This window comes from Pseudomonas sp. IT-P4, from assembly GCF_949767755.1.
Lineage (GTDB): Bacteria > Pseudomonadota > Gammaproteobacteria > Pseudomonadales > Pseudomonadaceae > Aquipseudomonas > Aquipseudomonas monachiensis.
Window position 1 is genome coordinate 64,386 of the sequence record NZ_CATKPX010000014.1, and the last position, 24,344, is coordinate 88,729.

The following is a 24,344-nucleotide window of genomic DNA, read 5'->3' on the forward strand; positions in this document are numbered from 1 at the left end:
CATCAGGCTCCGACCGGGCCGTTGGCGGAACGCAGCTCCAGCGGCGCTTCTGACGGGCGACTCAGCTGGACGCGCTCAGTGCGAAAGTGCGGGAGGATGTGTTCGCCCAGGCGATAGGCTTCTTCCAGGTGCGGGTAGCCGGCGAGGAAGAACAGATCGATGCCGATGGCGTTGTACTCGCGAATCCGCGCCACGACATTCTCGTAACTGCCCACCAGCGCGCAACCGGGCGGAATACCGATGTAGCCGAAGCCGGTCCAGACGTTGGGGTGGATGAAGAAGTCGTCGAAGCCTTGGGTCTCGGCCTTTTGCGCGAATTGGTTTTCGTAGCTGAGCTTGCGCGCGGTGCGCAGTCCGGCATGGGCCGCCACAGCCTTGACCGCGCCTCTGGCGATGCCTTCGTCGAAGAAACGCTTGGCTTCGGTGCGGGCCAGTTCCTCGGTCTCCCGGGTAATGACATCGATCGACAAGCCAAAACGAATGTCGGTGCGCCCGTACTTCAAGGCACGCTCGCGAATATCGGCAATCAGCGCGGCAATTTCATCCGGATGCTCGGCGCGCATCAGGTAGAAGTCGGCGTGTCTGGCGGCGAACTCCCGAGCCGGGATCGATGAGCCAGCGGTGCAGATCAGCGGCAGCTCGGCCTTCTTCAATGGCCCGCGTAAACCACCGCCTTCGGCTTTGTAGAACTTGCCCTCGTAGTGGAAGTTTTCGTTGTGCCAATAGCCCTTGACCACATCCATGAACTCGATGGCCCGTTCATAGCGCTCATCGTGGTCGCTGAAGTCACCGACCTGGCGCTGAATCGCGTCCGAGCCGCCGTTGATGATGTTCCAGACCAGGCGGTTGCCAGTGGCGCGCTGATAGGTCGCGGCTTGCTGCACCGCCACCCACGGCGTGTAGTGATAGGGCTGGAACGCCGTGACGAATTTCAGCGTACGGGTTTCCCGGGCCAGCAACGAGCAGACTGTCCAGGGCTCCTCGCCGGAGGGCGCATTGACCATCAGGGCGCCGCCGAAACCGTTGATCTCTGCGGCCCTGGCGATCTGCCCCAGGTAATCGATGTAGGTGAAGTGGTCGCCCACGTTGAACGCCGAGACCGCGCCGGTGCTCGGGCCGCCACGGTGCCAGTCGCCACGGTTGCGCGGGTCTCCGGGGAGGAACTGGGTTTCGCCATGCAGGGGCAGGCGGGTGAAAAATTCAATGCTCATGTCGAGGGCTCCGTCTCACTGCACAGTGGGGCTGCAGATCGGGGTGATGGGCTGGTCGTTGATGACCTTGTGGGCGAAGGGCACCGAGTCCTTGAGCGAGGCGTTGACCGTTTCGCTGTGGCCCAGCCCTTTGTAGAGATGGCCCTCAACCACCGAGCCGGTTTTGCAGGCGTCCTGCATCAGCGCAACCTGGGTCGAGGCCGCCGGGGTTTTGTCTTCGGCACCGGTGCCGATGAAAATCGGCTGGGCCAGTTTCAGCGTCGGGTAGGACACTTGTTTCTGCCACAGGGCAAGCTGGTCGCCCTTGTAGTCCTTTTTCGCATTGGCCGGGGTCAGGCCGACGCCGATCACGTCGCTGACCAACGCCGCCAGGCAACTGGTGCGGGCCTGCTCGAACAGTGGCAATGCCTTGTCGGTGTAGAAGTCCCTGGGGTTGATGCTTGGGTCGTACTGCTGGGCAGCCAGCAAGGTGTAGAAGCCGTAGGCGAGGGACGCATCGACTTTATCCGGGTCCTGTTCACCGACGTTTTTCGCGCCCACGGTGTAAATCACGCCGGTGCCGATGCTGCCTTTGACGCCGAGGTCTGGCGCATAAGTCGGGGCATAGGCTGCCGAGGCGAACGCACCCGCACCGCCCTGGGACTGACCGACGATCAACACTTTGTTGGCCAGCCCCGGAACGCCAGCGACCACGGCCTTGGCCGCATCGAGAATGCCGTAGGCGGCCATGCGATTGTTCAGCAACGGATGGCCACCGGGTACGCCGAGGCCCTGATAATCGGTGGCGACAATGGCATAACCTTCGTCCAGCCAGCGGCTGAGGTACTGCACGTCGCGATAGGAGCGGCCTTGCCAGGACGGCGCGCACACGTCCGCTACACCGACCGTGCCATGGCCCCAACTGGCGACCGGCCAACCACCGGCGGGTGCCTTGCCCTTGGGCAGGAACAAGGTGCCCGACACCACGATCGGGGTCTTGTTATCAACGCCGTCGGTTGAGCTGTAGAGAATCCGTTGAGCGCTGGCCGCGTTGGGCAGGCTCAATGTTCTTTCCAATGGCTCGCTGCGCAGAAGCTTGCCCGGCGTGGACGGAATCGTCTCTTGCCAGGTGTAGAAGGCCGAGACGCGGCCATCACCTTGCAGCGGGTCGGGTTTGGGCGCGTGTGCACCTGCGGCCATGGCACCCATGGACAGCGCGAGGACACTCAGACCGAAGACGAATTTTTGCGGCAGTTTCATCACAAATTCCCTATTCATGGATTGTTGCTGACCTGGCCACGCAGGGCCGGCCAGTAGTCGGTGAGCTTCAGATCGATCAGCGCCTGGTTGGTAAAACCGGTGGCCAGCGAAGGGCTGATGTCGTAGTTGTCGCGAATCAGATGATTGGCCAACGCATAGGCCGTGAGTGCCTGGTAGTGGGCCTTGAGCTGTTGATCGCTCTTCGGTGCCCAGCGCTCTTTCCAGGCCACGGGATCGTTCAAGTCATCGCGGCGCAGCACGCTTTCTGCCGTGCCTGCGCGGGAGGACAGCTGGTAATAGGCGTCCTGATTCTGTTCCTGGGAAATCCACCACGCAGCCTTGACCCAGGCCGTCGCCAGGAGCTGAGTGATGTCCGGATGTTGTGCGACGAAACTGTCGGTGCCCCAGAGATCGGACACCAGGCGCCAGTCGTTGGCACCTTGTTTGGTCGACCAGAGAATCCTGCCCACACCCTTGTCTTCCAGGGCATAGGCCTCGCTGAGCAGCACTGCCGCATCCACTTTGCCGGCGGACACCGCCGCTGCGCCCACTTGTGGATTGAGGTTGGCGATCTTGAAATCGTCGAGCTTCAGGCCTTTGCTGGCGAGGAAGTTGCTGAAAGCGAACTCCCAGGGACGACCGCGATGCAGGGCCAGGCGCTTGCCCTTGAGGTCTTCAATGCTCTTGGCCTCGGAGCCGGCCGGCACCACCAGATAGATATTGTTGCCGCTGCCACCCGGGACGATCAGCTTGCCCGGCACGCCACCCGCGCCGGCGATCACCGAGGGCAGGTCGCCGCGCACGGCGAAGTCGATGCTGTTGTTGCTGAAGCCTTCGTTGATCTGCGGACCGGCGCCGGCGTGGGGCAGGGCGATCCAGTCAAGTTTGACGCCGCGTTGGCTCAGTTGCTGTTCAAGCCAGCCGTCCTCGATCACTCGGCCGGCGATACCGCCAAACACCGGCTTGCCCCCTTGCGTGTAGGCAACGATGGCGATCTTCACCGAAGCCGGTGCCTGTTCGGCCAGTGCGGTGGCACTGAGCAGTAAACCGGTCAATGCGACCAGGCTGTTGCGCCAGAAACGTTTCATTGAAATCTCCCTGAGTCGACTGTAGGAGCCGGCTTGCCGGCGATGAGGCCTTCGAGCCTTGCGGCACGTTTGCGGTCGCCATCGCCGGCAAGCCAGCTCCTACGAAAAACCACGCGATTGCCCTTGTAGGAGCCGGCTTGCTGGCGATGAGGCCTTCAAGCCTTGCGGCACGTTTGCGGACGCCATCGCTGGCAAGCCAGCTCATACAGGGGGCGTGTTGTGTGTTTGTGTTGGGAGGGACAGAGCAGATTGCATGCCATCGCTCGAAAAAACGGCTGCAGGCCTTTTACGGCGGGGCTTGTAGAGGAATTGGCGGTAGCGCTGAAGCGGGCGGGTTGCTGATCTGCAAGCAGGCTGATGCTTGCCAATTGCTGCTCTGGCAGCAGACCAGGAACAACTGACTGGCATATTCATATTAGGAATATGTAAATACTAATTAATAATTTTTTAGTCTAACAATCTTCATGCACTATTGAGCACGCGCTTTTACTGCCAGGAATGCACCATGTCGCTGATCACTCATCCAAACGCTCGCGAACTGACCAAGTCGGTCCGGGCCACCGTCCTGGTGTTCAAGGACCCGCGCTCCCAGGAACTGCTCAGCCGCATCGAGCGCCTGGCCCCGAGTGAAGCCAATACGCTGATCATTGGTGAAACCGGAACCGGCAAGGAACTGGTCGCAAGGCATATCCACCACCTCAGCCGCCGGGGGCGTGAACCCTTTGTTGCCGTCAACTGCGGTGCCTTTGCCGAAACCCTGGTGGAAAGTGAACTGTTCGGCCATGAAAAAGGCGCGTTCACTGGCGCGACCACGACCAAAGCCGGTTGGTTCGAAGCCGCGAATGGCGGGACGCTGTTCCTCGATGAAATCGGTGATCTGCCGTTGAACATGCAGGTCAAGTTACTGCGGGTCTTGCAGGAACGTGAAGTGGTGCGCCTGGGGTCGCGTACGCCCATTCCAATCAACGTACGCCTGGTGGCCGCGACCAACGTCAACCTGGCGGATGCGGTGGTTGCCGGGCACTTTCGCGAGGATCTTTTTTACCGTTTGCACGTCGCCACGATTCGCCTTCCACCCTTGCGTGAACGGCCGGGAGACATCCTGCCGCTGGCTGAGTTTTTCCTCGAAGAGCATTGCCAGCGACTGGGCTACAACCGCGCCACGTTGAGCATCGAGGCGGAACGCAAACTGCTGGAGCACAGTTGGCCGGGCAACATCCGTGAGCTGGAAAACTCGATTCACCATGCCTTGCTGGTGTGCCGCAATCAGCGGGTCGCTCCGGCGGATCTGCACCTGGTGGACATGCGTTCCTCGGGCATCCGCCATGAGCAGGAGCAAGCGGTGCAAACGGGCCACGCCGCTGCCGGACCGGTAAACCTGGAAGCGGCGCTCAACGCATTGTTCGAACAGAACATTCCAGACCTGTATGAACATATTGAGGAGACCATCTTTCGCGCTGCTTACCGATTCTGCCATGGCAACCAGTTGCAGACCGGACGGTTGCTGAACATCAGCCGCAATATCGTTCGGGCGCGGCTGGAAAAGATTGGTGAGTTGAACAAGCCATTGTCGGTCGGGGAGTCGTGAGCATGTTTAACGGCTGTAGGCGTAACGTCCTGCAAGCTACAACACCTTGCGGCATTGCCTACAGCTACGCCAGAATCCGCCGGCTTGTGCGCCTTGGAGGCCATCGGTAACTTGGTCCGCGTCACTGATTTCCAGTGATCGGGTTTAGCAGCCCGTGGTGACTTGAAGCGCATTGGCAGTCCAATAAGTCAGGTATTCCCCATCCCTGCACTTGATGGCAGCTGTGCGCAGGGCGTCTTCGGGCGCGCCGGTTTCGAGTCTCCCCGGTCTGCTAACCTGCGTACAGCCGCCACCCTTCGTTTAGCAGCGAATCGGTGACAGCTTCAGTTCTGGAGACCGAAGGATGTTGAAGGTTACCCCTGATCCACCGAACAACGACGCTTGCCCCAACCCGGCCCTGCACATCATGGCCTCCCCGCACAAACCCTCCACACTGTTTACCATCAACCCCGACATCGACACCGAAACCCTGCTGGTTCACGCTTGCGAATCGCTGGCGTCTGCGAACGTCATGGCCCATGACCTGGCGGGTTTCCTGGACGGCACGCACCGCAACACCCTGCTGGGCATCGCGCAAGTGATCATGCTGGGGGAGTTGGCGGTGAATCGGGTGTTGGACAGGCTTGACCCGGCGGGATAGGCACTTTTGAAGCAGAAGGTAATTCTGTGGCGAGGGGGCTTGTCGGAACGCCGCACCGCCCCGTTCGGCTGCGCAGCAGTCGTAAACCTTGGCAACGCGGTTCATCTGGATAACCGCATTGATTGGTTTTGGGGCCGCTTCGCTGCCCAGCGGGAGCAAGCTCCCTCGCCACAAAAGCATCGTTACTGCTGCAAATACTCCCGAGCCAACAAACAAGCCCGCTCGATCAGCATCGGCGCCATTTCAATCGCAGTCGGCGTGCCCTGGCGGGTGTGAATCCAGCCAAGATACGTGGTGCCGCGCAGCATCAGGAACAGCGCCAGGGTCTTGCGATCCGCCTCGGTCAGCGGCTTCATCGCGTTGTAGCCGTCGAGCAGCGCCGCCTTGATCTGCTCATAACGCGGGTCATCGAGGCAGAAGTACAGCGCCGTGGCCAATTCGAACATGTGCCAGCCGAACCCGGCATCGTCGAAGTCGATCAGGCGCAGGCGCGGGCCTTCGATCAGCAGGTTTTCCGGCACCAGGTCGGCGTGGATCATGCCGAAATTGCCCAGGTGCCGACCATACTGGCGCAAGTCCTTGCGCGCCGTGCGCCGGGCCTGTTGCAGCAGATCCCGTTGCTCATCGCTGAGCTGCGCAAGCTCCCAGAAACGCCCCCAGAACGGGTTGACGCCGATCAAGCCGTCCTCGTCCCAGGCATGCCGGACAAACTCGTCCGGCTGTTGCCACTCGGCTGAATGCAGGTGAATCCGTGCGGCGATCGCCCCGGCTTCACGGAACAGGAAATCGATTTCGGTATCGGCCTGCACACCTGCTTCGGACGTGCCGGCAGTCGCACCGGGCAGCCAGGCGAGCATGTCGATGTGGCGCGGTTCGCCGATGGCTTGATGGGTGACTTCGATCAGATGGCTTTCGTTTTGCGCACGGATAATCTGCGGCACGGTGATGCCGGCGCCGGCCAGAGCCTCCATCCATTGCAGCTCGGAACGCAGCGCGGCTTCGCAGTGATAGCCATTGCGGTGGATGCGCAGGGCGACCCGCTGACCATCGTGGCGGTGCGCGGAGAACACCGCGTTCTCGCGGAACTTCACCAGTTCAATGTCGGCGAACTCGCCTTCCCACTGTTGCAGGGCATGGCGCGCCAGTTCGTGCAGGCGGGCGACTTGCTGGTCATGGGGGAGAGTGTGGAATTCAGTCATGGCAGGGCCTCAAATCGCGCTGAGCGCATTATCCAGCGTGTCAACGAACAGGTCGGCGTGATCACGGCCGAACACCAGCGGCGGGCGCAGCTTGAGAATGTTGTCGCCGGCGCCGATCTTGCTGATCAGCACGCCGTTCTCGCGCATGTCGTTGACCACCTTGCGCGCCTCCAGCCCGGCCGGCTCCTTGCTGGCGTGGTCGCGCACCAGTTCCATGGCGAAAAACAGCCCCTTGCCGCGCACGTCGCCGATGATCGAGTGCTTGCTCGCCAGCACTTGCAGGCGTTGCTGCACATAGGCGCCGACGCTTTGTGCGTTGTTCAGTAGTTGCTGTTCTTCGATCACATCCAGCACCGCCATGCCGACCGCTGCCGCGACCGGCGAGCCGCCAAAGGTGTTGAAGTACATGGCGTGGCGACCAAAGGATTCGACCAAGGCCTTGTGGGTGATCAGCCCGGCCAGTGGATAGCCGTTGCCCATCGGTTTGCCGAGGGTGACGATGTCCGGCACCACGCCGTGCGCCTGGTGGCCCCACAGGTGATCGCCGGTGCGGCCGAAACCGGACTGCACTTCGTCGGCGATGAACAGGCCGCCTGCATCGCGGATCAGTTTTGCCGCCTTGTTGACGAAACTGGCCGGCACCCGCGGCAGGCCTTCGTTGGCGAACAGGGTGTCGATCAGCAGTGCGGCCGGGCGAATGCCCTGGGCCTGCATCGAGGCAATCGCCGCCGCGATATTGGCCGCGTACTGCTCGGCCAGTTGCGCCTCGGTGGTGCCGGCCGGTGCGTGGTACAGACACGGAATCGGTACGGCCCGGGCATGGGCGGCGAAGGGCTCCGGCGAGGGCAGGGCAGTGGTGACTTCGGCCAGCGACGCCGAGTTGCCGTGGTAGTTGTAGTCGCTGACGATGATGCCGGTGCCACCGCTGGCGAAGCGTGCCAGGCGCAGCGCCAGTTCATTGGCCTCGCTGCCGGTGCAGGTGAACATGGCGGTGTCCAGCGACTCGCCAAACGTCGCGGTCAGGCGTTCGGCGTAGCGCACCACTTGCTCATCCAGGTAGCGGGTGTGGATGTTCAGCGTGGTGGCCTGGCGGTGCATGGCCTCGGTCACGTGGGGGTTGCAGTGGCCGACGCAGGGTACGTTGTTGTAGACGTCGAGGTAGCGACGACCGTCGACATCGAACAGCCAGACGCCTTCGCCGCGCACCAGGTGCAAGGGTTTGTCGTAGAACAGCGGCGAGGCGCTGCCGAGCACGCGATGACGGCGTTGCAGCAGAGTGTCTTCAGGCATGGTCTGGAACCTCGATGACGGTGGTGCGACGGTTGCGCAGCAGGTAATTGAAAATGCACAGGGTGAAGGTCACGGCGAGGGCGATCAGCATCAGCATGTCGAGCTGGAAGCACGCAGCGATCACCACCAGCGTCAGGGCCAGGCCCAGCCACGCAACCAGTTTGCCGCCGATCAGGGTGAACGGCCGCGGCAGGTCCGGCTGGCGGGTCTTGATGCGCAGGTAGGCGCCGAAGATGAACAGGTAGCAAACGTTGAGCAGCAGCACGACCGCGAGCATCACCGTGGCCGGGTCCACTTCCGACAGCGGCAAGCCGATGGCGCCGATCAGCAACAGCGCCGGCCAGGGCGTGCCGCGTTTGCCGGTCTTGCCCAGCCATTGCGGGAACAGGCCGTCGCGGGCCATGGCGAACAGTTGACGGGAAGCGGCGTAGACCAGCGAGAAAAAGGTCGCGATCAGGCCGAACACCGCGCCGCAGCCAATCACCTTGGCCAGCCACGAACCGTCACCGAAAGCGCTGTTGCTGGACATCGCCGCGTACAGCGGATCGCCCGCCGAACCGACCAGCTCGACGCCACCGGCACCCGGTGCGCACACCAGTACCACCAGCGCCGTCACCAGCAAAGTGCCAATGGCTGCCAGGATGCCGCGGGGCATGGTGCGGCCGGGATTGTGCGCTTCTTCGGCGGCCGAGCCGGTTTGCTCGACTGTGATGAACAGCCAGATGGCGAAGGGCACGCAGGCGAAGATACCGCCGAGGCTCACCGGCGTTGCCACGTTGGCGGGCAATGTCAGCAAATTGGCCAGTTCGACGTGGGGCGCCATGGCGACGCCGAACGTGAGCAGGGCGATCACGGCGATGATGCCTGCGATGAAGGTCAGGCCCATGGCCTCACCGACGCCACGCATGTGGATGCCGATGATCACCGCGAACAGGGCGATCTTCACCGGCCAGCCGCCGAGGCCGAAAATCGACTCGGTGTAGGCGCAGATGAACGTCGCTGCCGCACCCGTGCCGATGGTCAGCGCCAGTGCGCAGGCCACGCCGACCAGATAACCCACGAACGGCCCGAACGCGCTTTGCGCATACACGAACACACCCCCGGCACTCGGCAACGCCGTCGACAGTTCCGCCACGCACAAGGCCAGGCCACCGCAAAGCAGGGCCATCAACAAGGTGGCGATCAGCATGTTCAACCAGCCACCGGCCGCCAACCCGAAGTTCCAGCCGGAAAACTGCCCGGCCACCACCAACGCAATTCCGAGGCCGGCAATCTTGGGCCAGCCCAGCGCACTTTTCTTGAGCACAGAAATCTCCCGCGACCCGAAGGCCGATTTATTGTTTTAGTGAGAAATGGAGGGGTTCAGCGTTGCATCGCAGGGCCCCCTGAAGCGGGTTGAGCCCTGAAGGTCGGTTTCGATACTACGCTCGGGGTGGGGCGCGGCGGGTGTGTGCGCATGCCATGTGGTTGGTTGTGGGTGCCAGATTTGAGGAGATGGAGACAGTCACTTGTGGGAGGGAGACTGCTCGCGGTCGCATGGTGTCAGGCGCCGGTGATGTTGGATGTGCCGGCCTCATCGCGAGCAGGCTCGCTCCCACAGGGATCTTCGGTGAACACAGGATTTGTGGGCGACAAAATCCAATTGTGGGAGCGGGCTTGCCCGCGATGGCGGAGTGTCAGGCGATAGTGATGTTGGATGTGCCGGCCTCATCGCGGGCGAGCCCGCTCCCACAGGGATCTCTGGTGAACACAGGATTTGTGGGCGACAAAATCCAATTGTGGGAGGTGGCTTGCTCGCGATGACGGCGTGTCAGGCGACAGTGATGTTGGATGTGCCGGCCTCATCGCGGGCGAGCCCGCTCCCACAGGGATCTCTGGTGAACACAGGATTTGTGTACGACAGAGGTCAAAATGTGGGAGCGGGCTTGCCCGCGATGGCGGTACATCAGGCACTACGCATCTCAGATCCGAAAGCTCCCCACCAACTGATTCAATCGCCCGGCCTGTTGCTCCAGCTCGGTACAGGCCCGCAACGTCGCTTGCAGATTCTCCACCCCTTGCTGGTTCAGGGTGTTGATCTGGGTGATGTCGACGTTCAACGCCTCGACCACCGCCGTCTGCTCTTCGGTGGCGGCGGCGACGGACTGGTTGACGTTGTCGATCTCGCCGATGCGTTGGGTCACGCTGCCCAGGCGGGAGCCGGCGAGGTTGGCGATGGTGACGCTTTCTTCGCTGTGGCGCTGGCTTTCGGTCATGGTGGTGACCGATTCCCGTGCGCCCACCTGCAGCTCCTCGATCATCTGTTGGATCTCCAGCGCCGAGGCCTGGGTGCGACCGGCCAGGCTGCGCACTTCGTCGGCGACAACGGCGAAACCACGGCCCGCTTCACCGGCCCGTGCCGCTTCGATGGCCGCGTTGAGCGCCAGCAGGTTGGTCTGCTGGGAGATGCCCTTGATCACTTCGAGGATCTGCCCGATGTTCACGGTCTTGTCGTTGAGCACTTCGATATTGGCGCACGAGGCGCTGATCTTGCCGGACAGTTCGTTCATCACCTCGATCGTGCGCTGCACCACCTGACGCCCATCCTCGGCTTGCTGGCGTGCGGACGAAGCCTGTTGCGAGGCATCGGAGGCGTTATGGGCGATCTCCTGGGCGGCAGCGCCGAGCTGGTTGATCGCCGCCGCCACGCTGTTGGTGCGGGTCGATTGATCGTCGAAATTGCTCAGCGACGAGTTCGAAGCATCCAGTACACGCCTTGCGCCTTCATTGACGCCCAGGGCAGCAGATGACACCTCGCGGATCGAATGATGGATGCGCTCGACAAAGCGGTTGAAGGCCGTCGCCAACTGACCGATTTCATCCTTCGATTGCACTTGCAGGCGCCGGGTCAGGTCACCTTCGCCCAGGGAGATGTCCTCCATGACCCGGGTCAGCACTTGCAGCGGCCGGGTGATGCGTTGCGCCGTGTACCAGATCAGCAGCAGGCCGAGCAGGGCCGAGCCGCCGCCGAGCAGCAGTTCCAGCGCGGTGCTTTGCACGCCTTGGGCATCGAGTTCTTTCTGCAAGGTGGTGACCGGTGCCAGCAACACGTTCTGCGGCACACCGACCAGCACACCCCAGGGCGCGGCACCGGCAATCGGCGACAAGGGTTCGAGGACCGTGATTTGCCGGGCGTCGACAAACACTTTTGGCTGGCCCTGACGCAGGCTGTCCATCACCTCGGCGTTGTCCATCGGTTGGCCGAGGCGACCGACATCCTGACTGTTGGCAGAGATCACCCCGCGCGGGCTGACGATGCTGATCTGGCCGTTGCCATCGAACAGCTGACGGGCGCTGGCTTCGCTGTTCTGTTGCAGGGCGGCGAGGTTGATGTCCAGCCCGACCACGGCGATGACCTTGCCGTTCTCCAGCAACGGGAACGCCACGCTGGTCACCAGTTTGCGGCTGCCGGAGGCCTCATCGAAATAGGGTTCCAGCACACAGGCCTGGCGGGTGTCGCGGGCGCAGGTATAGAAGGCGTTGTAGGGCGCGCCGCTCGGCCCGGGCTCGATGTTGGCGAGCAGGCCTTCGTCGCCGATCACCGCTTGCAGCTCGCCAGGTTTGCTCTGCACCCAATACAGGGCGAAACGTCCGGTTTCGTTGCTGCCCAGTTCGGTCTGGTTGACGAAGTCGGCGTCGGCGCCGTCGAGTCCACCGGGTTCGAAAATGACATAAAGCCCGAGCAGGTCGGGCTTGTCGATCAAGGCCTGGTGCAGCTGGGTGCTCAGCTCCTGGCGTAATTGTTGGCGGGTCAGGCTGCCCTGTTGTTGCAACTGTCGCAGGTACAGCAAATAGCGCGATAGCCCCTGGCCGTATTCGTGGGTCTGCATGAAGGTGCGCTGCACTTGCATGGCCTGCACTTTGCCCAGAGCCTGCATGTGTTCCCTGGCCGCATTGGCGAGCATGTCGCCGCTGGCCTGGGCCACTTGCTGGCTGCTCTTGTGGGTCTGATAGAGCGACAACCCCATCAACAAGCCGACGACCAGAAGCAGGCAGAGGCCGGCGAGGAGGGCGATCTTGCTCTGGATCGTCAGGAATCTTCTGTGCATTGGAAATACCTTTTTCCACGCGGGCAATGGCCTGGCCACTGCCCGCGGCCGAGATTAGAAACCGGTGGCGAACACCACCTGGGCGTAGACGTTCTTGTCGTTGTTACCCAGTTGGGTACCGCCGTCTTCGGCGCTCTTGTCCGGTTGGTAGATGCCCACCAGTGGCATCACGGTCAGGTGGTCGTTGACGTGCCATTCGGCGTACAGGTCGACTTCGTGGCCATCGGTGTTGCCCAGGCTGCGGTCGATGGTGTCGTAGTTGAAGTACATCGCGCCGACGTTGAGGTTTTCCAGTGGCGAGACTTTCAGTGTGACGTTCTGGATGCGCGAGTTGCTGTTGAACGGCCCGGCGTAGTTGCCCGCGACCTCGCCCTGGAACCAGGTGCCATAACCACGGCTGAAACCGTAGAACAGGGTGTCGTAGCCTTCCGAGAAGCGGCTGTAGCGGTAGCTGGCGCTGGTCGTCCAGACCGCGTCGGAGAAGGTCCAGCCGGCTTCCAGGTACCAGGCGTCTTCGGTCGAGGTGTGCGGCTTGTCCTGCTTGGCGTATTCACCGGACAGGAACAGGTCTTTCACCCCGGCGTTGCCCGCCGCGCGCAGGCTGTAGGTCTTCATGCCATCGCGTTCGAGCTGGATCGGCGAGGCGTACTGTTCGTCGATGTCGGTGGTCTTGATGACGGTCAGGCCGACCGTGCCGGCCTCGGCCACGTGCTCCAGAGTGCCGACGTACATTTCGGTCTTGGCCTGGGCGCGGTTGTCGGACTTGAGCCACATCAGGTCGCTGCGCCAGCCTTCCTTGCCGCCCAGACGCAATACGGCGGTTTCGTCGAAGGCCTTGCGCGCCGCCAGGTAGTAGGCGCCGCCACGGTTGAATTCGCCGTCGGCCAGGCCCTTGCCCATGTTCAGCGCGTCGCCGTCGATCAGGAAACCGTCACCGACCACGATGTTCTGACGGCCGAAGGACAGGTCTACACCGTCATTGCCCAGCGCGCTGAACAGGTCGGCCGAGCGCCAGCCGAGGTAGGCGTCTTCGAACTTGGTGGTGCGTTCCGAGCCATCGCTGAAACCGGCGGCATCGCCATCGCCCCAGGTGCCGGAGCTGAGCATGTTGCCCGCGCCGTACGCGGTGCCCACACCGCCCAGGCCTTGGTCGAAGCTCAAGCCGTATTTGATGTAGCCCTCGCGCCACGACGAGCTGCCTTCACTCAGGCGGCCGGACAGGGCGTAGTTTTCCTGGCTGTGGAAAATGCCGAACACGGCTTCGAGAGTAGCGTTCAGATGGCTGTCGTCATCGGCGTAGAGTTCATAGGCACCGGCATTGCCGGCACTGATCATCAGCGCGAGCGTCGAGAGACGAAGCAAGGGGGACTTGAGCATGGTGTGGCATCCGTTCTTGTTCTTGAGCGCAGGTTTGCGGTCTGCCCGGATACTAAGTCGCGGCTTTCGATTGCCCTTTTCCCTGTTTGCCAATTAGTTGGTTGTGCATGCCAGATTGTCCGGTTTGGCAGCGTGGCAAACACAACTGGCACGCAGGGCAAAACCTGCGTGCCGGCGACCACCGACAATCCTTTCCAACCTGCCGAAGCACCCTGGCCTCGGCGTTTTTAGTGTTGGCGTTCGCCTGCTGGCGGGCGCGTGGATTTTCAAGGTCGTTTTCCTATGTTCACTTCGCTGCGTTTGCCCCTCATCGGCTTGCTGTCCTTCACCCTGGTTCAGGCGGTGTCTGCTGCCGAATGCGCCACGGACACCCATCGCGGTGCCGAAGTGTTTGCCACCGAGTGCAGCGTCTGCCACGCGGTGACCAAGGGCACGACCGGCATGATGGGGCCGAACCTGTTCAGCGTGTACGGGCGCAAGTCCGGCTCGCTGGCGGGCTTCAGCTATTCCCAGGCCATGCGTGACAAAGACGTCAGCTGGCAAGCCGAGACCATCACGCAATTGATCACCCAGCCCCAGGCCTACGTACCGGGCACCTACATGCCGTACATGGGCTTGGCTTCCGCCGACGACCGCCAGGCGGTCGCGTGCTTCCTCAAAGAACAACACTGATCAGACGGATTACCGCCTGACAACCAACCACCCCCTGTAGGAGCCGGCTTGCTGGCGATAGCGTCTTGACGGGCAGTGCAGGACTCAAGGTCGCTTTCGCTGGCAAGCCAGCTCCTACACCTGAATGAAAGGTGATTTATGAGCAACGTTGAAATCCTGCCCCAGGTTGCTGCATTCCTCGAACGTCGTCACGGCTGCTTCATTGATGGCCAGTGGGTGTTTGCCGAGGGCGACAGCATCGCCGTGGTCAACCCGGCCACCGGGCAAAACCTGTGCGAAACCCTGGACGCGCCGCTGGAAATCGTCGAGCGCGCCGTGCAGTCGTCGCACAAGGCCTTCAAGTCCGGCGTGTGGTCGGGCCTGCGTCCGGCCGACCGTGAACGCATCCTGCTGAACTTCACCCGCCTGGTCGAAGAACACGCTGAAGAACTGGCCCAGCTGGAAACCCTGAGCCAGGGCAAGTCGATCAACATGGCCCGCGGCCTCGACTTGAACGCCACCGTCGAGTTCATGCGCTACATGTCCGGCTGGGCGACCAAGATCGAAGGCCAGACCTTCGATGTGTCGATCCCGCTGCCACCGGGTGCCAAATTCACCGCGTTCACCAAGCGTGAGCCGGTGGGTGTGGTGGTGGGTATCGTGCCTTGGAACTTCCCGCTGCTGATCGCCGCCTGGAAACTGATGCCAGCCCTGGCCACCGGTTGCACGGTGATCATCAAGCCGGCCATGGAAACCCCGCTGACCGCCATGCGCCTGGCTGAACTGGCTGTGGAAGCCGGCATCCCGGCCGGCGTATTCAACGTGGTCACCGGTGGCGGCGCCTCCGTTGGCGGCGTGCTGACCGCGCATCCGTTGGTGAGCAAAGTGTCGTTCACCGGTTCCACCGCCGTGGGCAAGAGCGTCGGCGTGGCGTGCATGGAAAACATGACGCGCTTCTCCCTGGAACTGGGCGGCAAGAACCCGATGATCGTGCTCGCCGATGCCGACATCGAAAAAGCCGTGCAGGGTGCGATCCTCGGCGGCTTGCTGAACAACGGCCAGGTCTGCGCGGCGGCCTCGCGCTTCTACGTGCACCGCTCGATCCACGACTCATTCGTCGAAGCCCTGGCCGCCGCCGTCTCCTCGATGCCGATTGGCGCCGGCATGAATTGCGACGCGGCCATCAACCCGCTGGTGTCGCGCAAGCAACAACAAAGCGTGCTCAAACACATCGAACTGGCCCGCCAGCAAGGTGCGCGGGTGGTGACTGGCGGCGAGTTGCTGGAAGGCGACGGCTTCTTCGTGCAGCCGACCATCCTGGCGGACATCGACCACAGCATGGCCGTGGCCCGTGAAGAAGTGTTCGGCCCGGTGCTGGGCGTGATGCCGTTCGACGACGAAGACGCCGTGATCGAACTGGCCAACGACAACCGCTACGGCCTGGCCGCCAGCCTGTGGACCAACGACCTGGGCAAAGCCATGAACCTGGTGCCGCGCATCGAGGCCGGCACCGTGTGGGTCAACGCCCACGTGCTGCTCGACCCGGCGATGCCGTTCGGTGGCGTCAAGCAATCGGGTATGGGCCGTGAGTTCGGGCGTGCGGTGATCGAGGCTTACACCGAGCTCAAGTCGGTGTGTATCGCCCATTGATATACCTGTAGGCGCTGTCGAGTGCCACGAGGCTGCGATCTGTTGATCCTGGTTTAAAAATCAGATCAAAAGATCGCAGCCTTCGGCAGCTCCTACGGATTGGTGTTACGCGCCAGGTGGCGATTTCGCCAGTTCAATCCCGGCGGCCCCCAGCCGCTTGAGTATTTCAAACAGCAGCTCGCTTTTGATCGCGCCGACCGTGCGTGGGCTGCCGACATAACCGGTGATGGTCAAGGTGATGCCTTCAGGCTTCAGCTGACTGAAACGCAAAAACGGCGCGGGTTTATCCAGAATGGATTCATGCTCGGTGTAGGTGTCCATCAGCAGGTTTTGCACCAGCTCCGGGTCGATATCCAGCGGGAACATCAGTTCGAGTATCACCACGCCCTGGGCGCTGCCGCCGAGGGTGACGTTGCGCAGGTTCTGCGAAATCAGGTGGGAGTTGGGCACGATCATGATCGAACGGTCGGCCAGTTGGATTTCCGTGGCCCGCACGTTGATCCGTCGTATATCGCCTTCGACTCCGCTGATGCTGATCAGGTCGCCGACCTTCACCGGACGCTCGGTGAGCAGGATCAGGCCGGAGATGAAGTTCTTCACGATCTCCTGGAGACCGAAGCCGATGCCCACCGACAATGCACTGACAATCCAGGCCAGGTTGGTCCACTTGACCCCCAGCGACGACAGTGTGAGTAGCACCACGGATGCGTAACCGATGTTGGCAAACAGGGTGCTGAGCGAGGCGCACATGCCCGGGTCCATCTCGGTTTTTGGCAGGAACTCGTTATCCAGCCAGCGTCGGAAGGCGCGAATCAGGTAGATGCCGATCACCAGGGCGAGGACGGCATTGAGCAGGTTGTCCGGGACGATGTTCAGCTTGCGCAGCCCCTCACCACCGAGAATGGCCACGGTGCCGGTGACCAGTTGCCCGAGCGTCGTCCCCACGCCGCCGACGAACAGGGCAATGACGCCGATCAGCATCAGGATGGCGCGGCCAGCCCCGGACATGACGGTGCAGATCTGCTCCAGGCGCGGATTGCCGATGCCCAACAGCTGCTTGATCGCCTTGCCGGAGGCTTGCCGGGGCGAGAAAAGGTAGTCGCAGGTGTCCTGGTAGACCTGTGTCAGCAGGTAGAAACCGGCGAAGATGATGAATATCCAGACCAGTTCATAGGTGATGAACCGGGCCATCGTCACATAGCCGATCAGCAGGGCGAACAGGGACACCACCACGGCCGCGCCGGTGAAGGTGTAAATCAGACCGGCGAAGGTGGTGACGCCTTCGGGGGCTTCTCCGGCAACGATCAGGTCTCTGCGTGTCTTGCTGACGCGCAACAGCAGCGCACCGATCACCAGTGCCGCGACCAGTGCCACGATGCCCCGACCGAACAACACCACTTCGGCGCTCATGCCGGTGACATTGCTCATCTGCACCAGGGTCACCAGCACCAGCAGCAGGCTGGCCAGCAACCGCGGATAAGGCTCCATCGCCAGAGCCACCGGGTCGGCAATATCGGGCAGGCGCCATGAAGGATGTTTGGTGGATAACAACGCGCGGCTCAATCCGGTGATCAGCACGCAGGTATAGGCCAGCTTTTCCAGGTATTGCGCCAGGTCGGCCAGCAGGGGGGTGTAGGGCTGTTGCCGGGTCCCGGCAAAGTGCAGCAATTGCAGGGCGATGCCGGCGGTCAGTAGCGTCGCGATCACCGACGCCAGCGCAAGGGAGCTGCGCCGCAACCGGCCCGCAGGCATTCGATGAAAGCACAGCCACGCCAGGCCCCGGCCGGCGAGGTTTCGTCCCACGGTCCATATGACCAGGGCCAGCAACAGCAGGGCGGCCGTGATCCCGCGTTGTCCGGGTTGCCAGGCGGCCCGGTGCGTGGCCTCGAGTTGCTCGATGAGGGCGCTGAACCGCTGACGGTCCTCGATCGGCAGAGCGAACAATGGCGACCAGAAACCCGGGTTCAGGATGCTGCTGGTCTGCTGGGTCACTTCCGCTTCCAGCAGGCTGCGCCGGATACTGGCAATCTGGGTGATCAGTTCGGCGGCACTTATTTTTAGCGCGGCCAGGGTTTTGAGTTGGCTGTCGATCTTGTCCTTTTGCTCGCCGAGGGCATCTCGTTGGGTGGTGATGGCAGACGTCACCTGTGCGTTCTCGTCAAGCGGCACTGGCCCCAGCACGTTGAGTTGCGCCTGCAATTGCGCCTGTCCAGGCAGCAGCGATGTAGACAGGCGTTCAATCTCCTGGATCAGTACTTGTACCTGGTCCTGTGAGCTTTCCAATTGGGTGTAATTGCTGGCCTGGGAAACCTGCTGCTTGAGGCTGTTGAGCTGGTTCTGCACCCCCAGCAATTCGCCGTCGGAGATGCTGATGATCGGGGCCGCGGGGGCGGGAGCGGGGGCCAGTGCAGGAGTCGGGGCGTCGGCCATGTCCCCCGCCAACAGCCATCCCGGGCTTGCCGCCAGAACCGCGAAGGCGACGTGAATCATTGACTTCAAGACATTGCGCATCGGCGAGCTCGACGGGTTGTTAGTCACTTAGCCAATGAGGTTAGGTCAAGACACGCACCCTAGAGCATTGTTTTGTCGGAAGGGCCCCGGCTGGTTTTTGCCTGGGTGTGACTCATGTAGCCGGTGGCTGGCCTGACAGCGTTCAGGTTAGCGAGGCGATCCCTCAGCGGGTTGCGGCGCCGTTGGCGGGTGGTTTGAGCAAAACAGATCAACCCACGGAACCATGGCCTAAGCTTGTTTGCAGGCCCCTGCTTATCGTGCACCTCGATGGGCAAGCGGCACCTATAAAAACAATGCAATCAGGAGATGCCCATGTCCGCCTTGATCCGTCGTTTCAGTCGCTGCATGGCCGCCGGCTTGACCGCTGCCGTGCTTGTCGCACCAGCCTTTGCGCTGGATACCGTGAAATTCATGGCCCCGGGTTCCGTGGGCGGTGGTTACGACCAGACCGCCCGGGTGCTGGGCAAGGCCATGGTCGAGGCCAATACGGCCAAGGCCGTGACTTTCGAGAACAAGGGTGGGGCGGGCGGGACCCTGGGACTGGCGCAATTTGCCAACAGTACCAAGGGTGACCCGAACGCATTGCTGGTGGTCGGCGCGATCATGGTCGCGGGCATCGAACAGAACAAACCGCAGATCAGCCTGAAGGATGTGACGCCCATTGCCCGGTTGTTCACCGAGTACAACGTGATCGCCGTGCGCAAGGAGTCTGAATACAAGACCCTCGATGACCTGGTCAAGGCCTTCAAGGCCAGTCCAACGAGCATCACCTGGGGCGGCGGCTCCAAGGGCTCGGTGGATCACATCGGCATCGCCGAGCTGGCCGGCAAGCTGGACGTGCCGGTCAATAAGGTCAACTACGTGGCCTTCGGCGGTGGTGGCGAGGTGGTTGCCCAGGCGCTGGGCGGCCAGCTCAAGGTGATCACCGGCGGTTATGCCGAGCTGGGCCAATACATCAAGACTGGTCAGTTTCGTGTCCTGGCCATCGGCGCGCCGGAGCGGGTTCCCGGCATTGATGCACCAACCCTCAAGGAAAGCGGCTATGACGTGACGATCGGCAACTGGCGCGGCGTTTACGGTGCAGCGGGCCTCACCCCGCAGCAGCGTAAAGAGGTGATAGACGCGGTCGTGGCCGCCACCAACAGCAAGGTCTGGCAGGACAATATCCAGGCCAATGCCTGGACGCCCAGCGTGCTGACTGGCGATGACTTCGGCAAATTCGTCGAGGAAGAACACGTGCGGTTGCGCGCCATGCTGGTCAAGGTCGGGCTGCTTTGAGATGGCCACACAGCGCGCAGTGGTACCGACGCAATTGGCGGTCGGCATCGGCCTGATCGCCATCAGCGTCGTATTGGCGATCGGTGCCTATCGGTTTCCGCCGGAAATGGGCTTCGTGATCCTCCCGGCGTACGTCTATCCCTATGTCGTGGCGGCGTTTCTCGGTGCAGTGGGACTGCTGCTGGGGTATCAGGCGGTCAGTGGCGGTTTTCGCGAGCTGGATAATGACGCCACCACGGTGCCCGGTGGAAAAGCCGGTGCGGCCTGGGTGACGGCGGGGCTTGTCGGGGTGGCGCTGCTGATCAACCTGATCGGGTTTGTGCTGGCAGCCGGGTTGCTGTTCGCCTGTTCGGCGCGGGGGTTCGGCAGCCGTCATCCCGTGCGGGACCTGGCCATCGGCATTGCCTTGACCCTGCCGATCTACTGGCTGTTCAACGCCGGGCTGGGGGTTTCCCTGCCGTCGCTGATCAACATCTGGCTTTGAAAGGAGCTCGACACCGTGGACATTCTTTCAAGCCTGGCGATGGGTTTTTCCTCGGCGCTGACGCCGATCAATCTGATGTGGGGGTTCATCGGCTGCCTGCTCGGCACTGCCATCGGCGTGTTGCCGGGGATCGGTCCGGCGCTGACGGTGGCCCTGCTGTTGCCGATCACCGCCAAGGTCGACCCCACCGGCGCGCTGATCATGTTCGCCGGTATCTATTACGGCGCGCAGTTCGGTGGCTCCACCACCTCGATCCTGCTCAACACACCCGGCGAATCGTCTTCCATGGTCACGGCCCTGGAAGGCAACCTGATGGCGCGCAACGGCCGGGCCGGTCCCGCGCTGGCAACGGCGGCGATCGGCTCGTTCGTCGCCGGCACCATCGCCACGATTTTGCTGACGCTGTTTGCGCCCATTGTGGCCAGGCTGGCCCTGAACTTCGGCCCGACCGAGTATTTCGCGATCCTGGTGCTGTCGTTCACCACCGTGTCGGCGGTGCTCGGCGCCTCCATGCTGCGCGGGTTTGCCTCACTGGGCGTCGGGCTGACCATCGGTTTGATCGGCCTGGACTCGACCTCGGGCATTGCCCGCTACACATTGGGTGTTCCCGAACTGGTGGACGGCATCGAAGTAGTGCTGGTGGCGGTCGGTTTGTTCGCGGTGGGCGAGGCCTTGTACAGCCTGCTCTATCAAAAGGAATCAAACGAAGGCCGGCATCGCCTGACCTCGTTGTGGATGACCCGCGCCGACTGGAAACGCTCGGTGCCTGCGTGGCTTCGGGGCACGCTGATCGGTTTTCCGTTTGGCTCGATTCCGGCCGGTGGCGCCGAGATTCCGACCTTCCTGTCCTATTCCGCCGAACGCAAACTCAGTAAGTACCCCAAGGAGTTTTCCGCCAACAAGGGCGAAGGCGCCATCGAAGGCGTGGCCGGCCCGGAAGCGGCCAACAACGCCAGCGCGACCGGGTCTCTGGTGCCGTTGCTGACCCTGGGCATCCCGACGTCCGCCACCGCGGCGATTCTGCTGGCGGCATTCCAGAACTACAACCTGCAACCGGGGCCGATGCTGTTCGAAACCTCCGCGGAACTGGTCTGGACGCTGGTGGCCTCGCTGTACATTGGCAACGTGATCCTGCTGGTGTTGAACCTGCCGCTGGTGGGGCTGTGGGTCAAACTGCTGCAAATCCCCCGGCCGTACCTGAACGCCGGCATCCTGGTCTTCGCCACCATTGGCGTGTATGGCATGCGCCACTCCTCCTTCGACCTGATCCTGATGTTGGCCATTGGCTGGGGCGGGGTGCTGATGCGCCGTTTCGACTTCCCCGTCGCCCCGGTGATCGTCGGCATGCTGCTGGGGCCGATGGCGGAGAAACAATTGCGTAACGCCTTGTCCATCAGCGAGGGCGACTGGACGGTGTTCCTCACGCAACCGATCTCGGCGTTCTTCCTCGCCCTGACGCTGCTGGTGCTGGTGGTGCCCCATGTGCTGCATAAACGCGGCATCAAGTTGCATGAGGATGATTGAGTCCTGCGATGCGCAACCCCTGTGGGAGCTTGCTCGCGATGGCGGAGTGTCAGACACCTGTGATGTCGACTGTCACGCCCTCATCGCGAGCAAGCTCGCTCCCACAGGTTCTGGGGCCTACTTGGCGGACTGCGTTGTGGTTTGCGCGGTGAACCATTGCATGACAGGTGCGCAGGCTGGATGCGATGCCGCCGATGGTTGCAGGCACAGTGAGTAAATCCCTTGGGTCTTCAACGGCTCACCAAATGGAATCACCAGTTCTCCCCGTTGAATCGACTCGCCCGCCAGGGTCATGTCGGTCATCGCCACGCCAAGGCCCCGGGCGGCGGCATCGAGCGCCAGTTCGTCGAGATTGAAGGGGATGTGCCGATAGTCATGCAGCGCCTTGCCGCCATGGGCTGACAGCCAGACCTGCCAGTCATGTTGATCGGAGGAACGGTGCAGCAACGCGAACCCCGACAGATCCTCCAGCGAAGCCAATGGCCGATCGGTGGTGCCCAGCCCTGGTGCACATACGGGCACCAACGCTTCTTCGAACAGGGTCAGGCAATCGGGCGCTGTGGCCGGCTCGGGCAGATAGAGAATGTAGGCGTCGCTGTCACTGGCCGGCTCGACCACTTCAGTGGCCACGGTTTCGATTGCCAGGGATACGTCCGGGTGATGCCGGTAGAACTCGCTCAACCTGGGCAACAACCAGCGCACCGCCAGTGACACGTGCATGCGAATGCGGAACGGGCGCTTTTGCGGCGCGAGCCGGTCTTCGAGGGTGCGCAACTGTTCGAGGATGCTGCGCGCGCTGGCCAGTACCTGTTCGCCCTCGGCGGTCAGCTGAAGGCTGCGGCTGCTCCTGACAAACAGCGCCACGCCAAAGTGGCCCTCCAGTTGCTGGATCTGTCGGCTCACGGCGCTTTGGGTCAGGCAGAGCTTTTGCGCCGCCTGGGTGAAGCTGCCCGACCCGGCGACCTCGACCAGGGCTTGCAAGCCCTGCAGTGAGGGCACGTGGCGAATCTTGTCCATGCGTTTTCAGAATGCCTCGATGATTTAATAACGTTGGTTGCCCGGGTTTTGAGCCTCTAGATTCTAGTCATCGCCGCCGTCCTCGAAAACCATTTATGCAAATCCTGCATGCAGTGCTTTGGATCGAGACGGTTCGCAGAACAAGAAAACGAGGTGACGCATGGAAAATATCTGTGGCTGGATTGCGCAAGCGGGGAGTTCACCCCTGCGCGAGCCGCTCAAAGGCACGCAGCAGGCCGACTGGCTGGTAATCGGTGCCGGCATCACCGGCCTCAGTGCCGCGCACGCCCTGGCGCAAATGCACCCCCAGGCACGCATCGTGGTCGTGGACCGGCAGCGGGCTGCGCAGGGGGCATCGGCGCGCAATTCCGGTTTTGTGGTGGCCCATGAGCATCCTGCCGCTGGCGAGTTGGTGGGCAGTGACGGATTCGCCGGGTATCAGGTAGATACGTCCATCGGCCGCGCGGCTGCCGACGAGGTCCGTAAGCAGATAGCCCGCCATTGCATCGAATGCGACTTCAGGGAGTCGGGCTATTTCTTCGCCGTCAGCGATCCACGCAAACTGACCCAGGTCGAGGTCAAGCTGCAGACCCTGCGTGCCGTGGGCGCCAGTGCGCAGTTTCTGCAAGGCGAGTCGTTGCTCGAGAAACTCGGCAGCCGGCACTACCGCGCCGCGATCTGGTGCGGCAACGGCAATGCGCTGCTGCAACCTGCGAAGTACGTGAGGGGCTTGCTCGATGCCCTGCCGCCGAAAGTGACGGTCTACGAGAACACCGATATCACAGGCCTTGAGCGCCTGGGTAACGGCCGGATTCGCGCCAGGGGCCAAAACGGCTGTGTCGAGGCCAAACAGGTATTGGTCTGCCTTAACGCCTTTATCCCCCGCGCAGGCATCGAGGACAGTGGCACATTCGCGATGGAACTCAGTGCCAGCCTCACGCGCCCCCTCAGCGATCAAGAGTTTCAAACCCTGGGTGCGCCAGCGTCCTGGGGCGTGCTGTCGACCCGTCCGCTCGGGGCCACGGTGCGCCTGACCCCGGATCGCCGGGTGATGATCCGCAACACCGCGGAGTACCGCTCGAGGGATTTGTCATTGAGCGAATTGTCGACTCGCCGCCAGCACCATGTGCTGGGGTTGCAACGACGTTTCCCGATGCTCGGCGAGCAGGACATCGAATACACCTGGACCGGACATCTCAGCGCTTCGCGTTCCGGGCAACCGTATTTCGGCAAAGTCGAGGAGGGCGTGTTTGCCGTGGCCGGGTGCAATGGTTCCGGCGTGGCGCGGGGCACGCTGTGGGGCCGCTTGCTGGCGGAGCTGGCCTCGGGTCGTGAGTCGCCGCTGATGCGGTCGGTCATGCAACGGGCACAACCCGGCTGGCTGCCGCCCAAACCCTTGCTCGACATCGGTGCCATGCTGCGTATGCGCGTGGAAGCGGTCCGGGCCAGAAGCGAAATCTGAAAACACCCGTTTCACAACAAGAACAAAAGCACTTCCCATCGAAGGTG

17 protein-coding genes and 2 pseudogenes are annotated in these 24,344 nt (G+C 62.4%); 8 read left to right on the forward strand and 11 right to left on the reverse strand.

Features of this window, described 5'->3' with window-relative positions:
• Positions 1-2: 2 nt before the first annotated feature.
• The 3 genes from ACM6IT_RS01185 to ACM6IT_RS01195 are packed head-to-tail and all read right to left on the reverse strand — an operon-like array spanning position 3 to position 3,538.
• Positions 3-1,211, reverse strand: a complete 1,209-nt coding sequence (locus ACM6IT_RS01185) for an LLM class flavin-dependent oxidoreductase (RefSeq protein ID WP_414917311.1) — start codon at positions 1,209-1,211, stop codon at positions 3-5.
• A 15-nt stretch (positions 1,212-1,226) separates the two neighbouring features.
• Positions 1,227-2,450, reverse strand: a complete 1,224-nt coding sequence (locus ACM6IT_RS01190; RefSeq protein ID WP_414917312.1) for a lipase family protein — start codon at positions 2,448-2,450, stop codon at positions 1,227-1,229.
• Positions 2,451-2,464: 14 nt separating this feature from the next.
• Positions 2,465-3,538, reverse strand: coding sequence for an ABC transporter substrate-binding protein (locus ACM6IT_RS01195; RefSeq protein WP_414917313.1), 1,074 nt, complete (start codon positions 3,536-3,538; stop codon positions 2,465-2,467).
• 505 nt (positions 3,539-4,043) lie between these two features.
• Here ACM6IT_RS01195 and ACM6IT_RS01200 point away from each other — a divergent pair.
• Entirely contained in the window at positions 4,044-5,126 is a 1,083-nt protein-coding gene (locus tag ACM6IT_RS01200; RefSeq protein WP_414917314.1) for a sigma-54 interaction domain-containing protein, read from the forward strand.
• Between the two features lie 343 nt (positions 5,127-5,469).
• Complete coding sequence (locus ACM6IT_RS01205) at positions 5,470-5,766, forward strand: DUF6124 family protein (protein ID WP_414917315.1); 297 nt, start codon at positions 5,470-5,472, stop codon at positions 5,764-5,766.
• Between the two features lie 182 nt (positions 5,767-5,948).
• On the opposite strand, the gene ACM6IT_RS01210 is transcribed toward ACM6IT_RS01205, so the two are convergent.
• The 6 genes and pseudogenes from ACM6IT_RS01210 to ACM6IT_RS01235 all read right to left on the reverse strand — a co-directional run bounded on the left by ACM6IT_RS01210 (position 5,949) and on the right by ACM6IT_RS01235 (position 13,720).
• Positions 5,949-6,965: a phosphotransferase enzyme family protein gene (locus ACM6IT_RS01210; protein ID WP_414917316.1), complete on the reverse strand. Its 1,017-nt coding sequence runs from the start codon at positions 6,963-6,965 to the stop codon at positions 5,949-5,951.
• Positions 6,966-6,974: 9 nt separating this feature from the next.
• The gene (locus tag ACM6IT_RS01215; RefSeq protein ID WP_414917317.1) at positions 6,975-8,255 is read right to left on the reverse strand and encodes an aspartate aminotransferase family protein; all 1,281 of its coding nucleotides are present in this window, start codon (positions 8,253-8,255) and stop codon (positions 6,975-6,977) included.
• Positions 8,248-9,561, reverse strand: coding sequence for an amino acid permease (locus ACM6IT_RS01220; RefSeq protein ID WP_414917318.1), 1,314 nt, complete (start codon positions 9,559-9,561; stop codon positions 8,248-8,250). The genes ACM6IT_RS01215 and ACM6IT_RS01220 overlap by 8 nt, the downstream gene beginning before the upstream one ends.
• Before the next feature lie 655 nt (positions 9,562-10,216).
• Positions 10,217-11,254: pseudogene (locus ACM6IT_RS01225) on the reverse strand (methyl-accepting chemotaxis protein); the annotation flags it as partial.
• A 360-nt stretch (positions 11,255-11,614) separates the two neighbouring features.
• Positions 11,615-12,343: pseudogene (locus tag ACM6IT_RS01230) on the reverse strand (cache domain-containing protein); the annotation flags it as partial.
• Between the two features lie 54 nt (positions 12,344-12,397).
• A complete protein-coding gene (locus tag ACM6IT_RS01235) occupies positions 12,398-13,720 on the reverse strand; it encodes a hypothetical protein (protein ID WP_414917319.1) in 1,323 nt (440 codons plus the stop codon).
• A gap of 282 nt (positions 13,721-14,002) precedes the next feature.
• On the opposite strand from ACM6IT_RS01235, the gene ACM6IT_RS01240 reads away from it, so the two are divergent.
• Positions 14,003-14,392 (forward strand): c-type cytochrome, encoded by a 390-nt coding sequence (locus ACM6IT_RS01240; protein WP_414917320.1) that lies wholly within the window; start codon positions 14,003-14,005, stop codon positions 14,390-14,392.
• 138 nt (positions 14,393-14,530) lie between these two features.
• The gene (locus ACM6IT_RS01245; RefSeq protein ID WP_414917321.1) at positions 14,531-16,021 is read left to right on the forward strand and encodes an aldehyde dehydrogenase family protein; all 1,491 of its coding nucleotides are present in this window, start codon (positions 14,531-14,533) and stop codon (positions 16,019-16,021) included.
• Between the two features lie 105 nt (positions 16,022-16,126).
• Here ACM6IT_RS01245 and ACM6IT_RS01250 read toward each other — a convergent pair whose 3' ends face one another.
• Positions 16,127-18,532, reverse strand: coding sequence for a DUF3772 domain-containing protein (locus ACM6IT_RS01250; RefSeq protein ID WP_414913020.1), 2,406 nt, complete (start codon positions 18,530-18,532; stop codon positions 16,127-16,129).
• 312 nt (positions 18,533-18,844) lie between these two features.
• Between ACM6IT_RS01250 and ACM6IT_RS01255 the strand changes: the two genes are divergently transcribed.
• The 3 genes from ACM6IT_RS01255 to ACM6IT_RS01265 are packed head-to-tail and all read left to right on the forward strand — an operon-like array spanning position 18,845 to position 21,818.
• Positions 18,845-19,810: a Bug family tripartite tricarboxylate transporter substrate binding protein gene (locus ACM6IT_RS01255; RefSeq protein ID WP_414913021.1), complete on the forward strand. Its 966-nt coding sequence runs from the start codon at positions 18,845-18,847 to the stop codon at positions 19,808-19,810.
• A 1-nt stretch (position 19,811) separates the two neighbouring features.
• On the forward strand, positions 19,812-20,294 hold the full coding sequence (locus tag ACM6IT_RS01260) for a tripartite tricarboxylate transporter TctB family protein (protein ID WP_414913022.1): 483 nt from the start codon (positions 19,812-19,814) through the stop codon (positions 20,292-20,294).
• A 15-nt stretch (positions 20,295-20,309) separates the two neighbouring features.
• Entirely contained in the window at positions 20,310-21,818 is a 1,509-nt protein-coding gene (locus ACM6IT_RS01265) for a tripartite tricarboxylate transporter permease (RefSeq protein WP_056723056.1), read from the forward strand.
• A gap of 117 nt (positions 21,819-21,935) precedes the next feature.
• On the opposite strand, the gene ACM6IT_RS01270 is transcribed toward ACM6IT_RS01265, so the two are convergent.
• The gene (locus ACM6IT_RS01270; RefSeq protein WP_414913024.1) at positions 21,936-22,835 is read right to left on the reverse strand and encodes a LysR substrate-binding domain-containing protein; all 900 of its coding nucleotides are present in this window, start codon (positions 22,833-22,835) and stop codon (positions 21,936-21,938) included.
• A gap of 160 nt (positions 22,836-22,995) precedes the next feature.
• On the opposite strand from ACM6IT_RS01270, the gene ACM6IT_RS01275 reads away from it, so the two are divergent.
• Positions 22,996-24,297, forward strand: coding sequence for an NAD(P)/FAD-dependent oxidoreductase (locus ACM6IT_RS01275; RefSeq protein WP_414917322.1), 1,302 nt, complete (start codon positions 22,996-22,998; stop codon positions 24,295-24,297).
• Positions 24,298-24,344 lie beyond the last annotated feature (47 nt).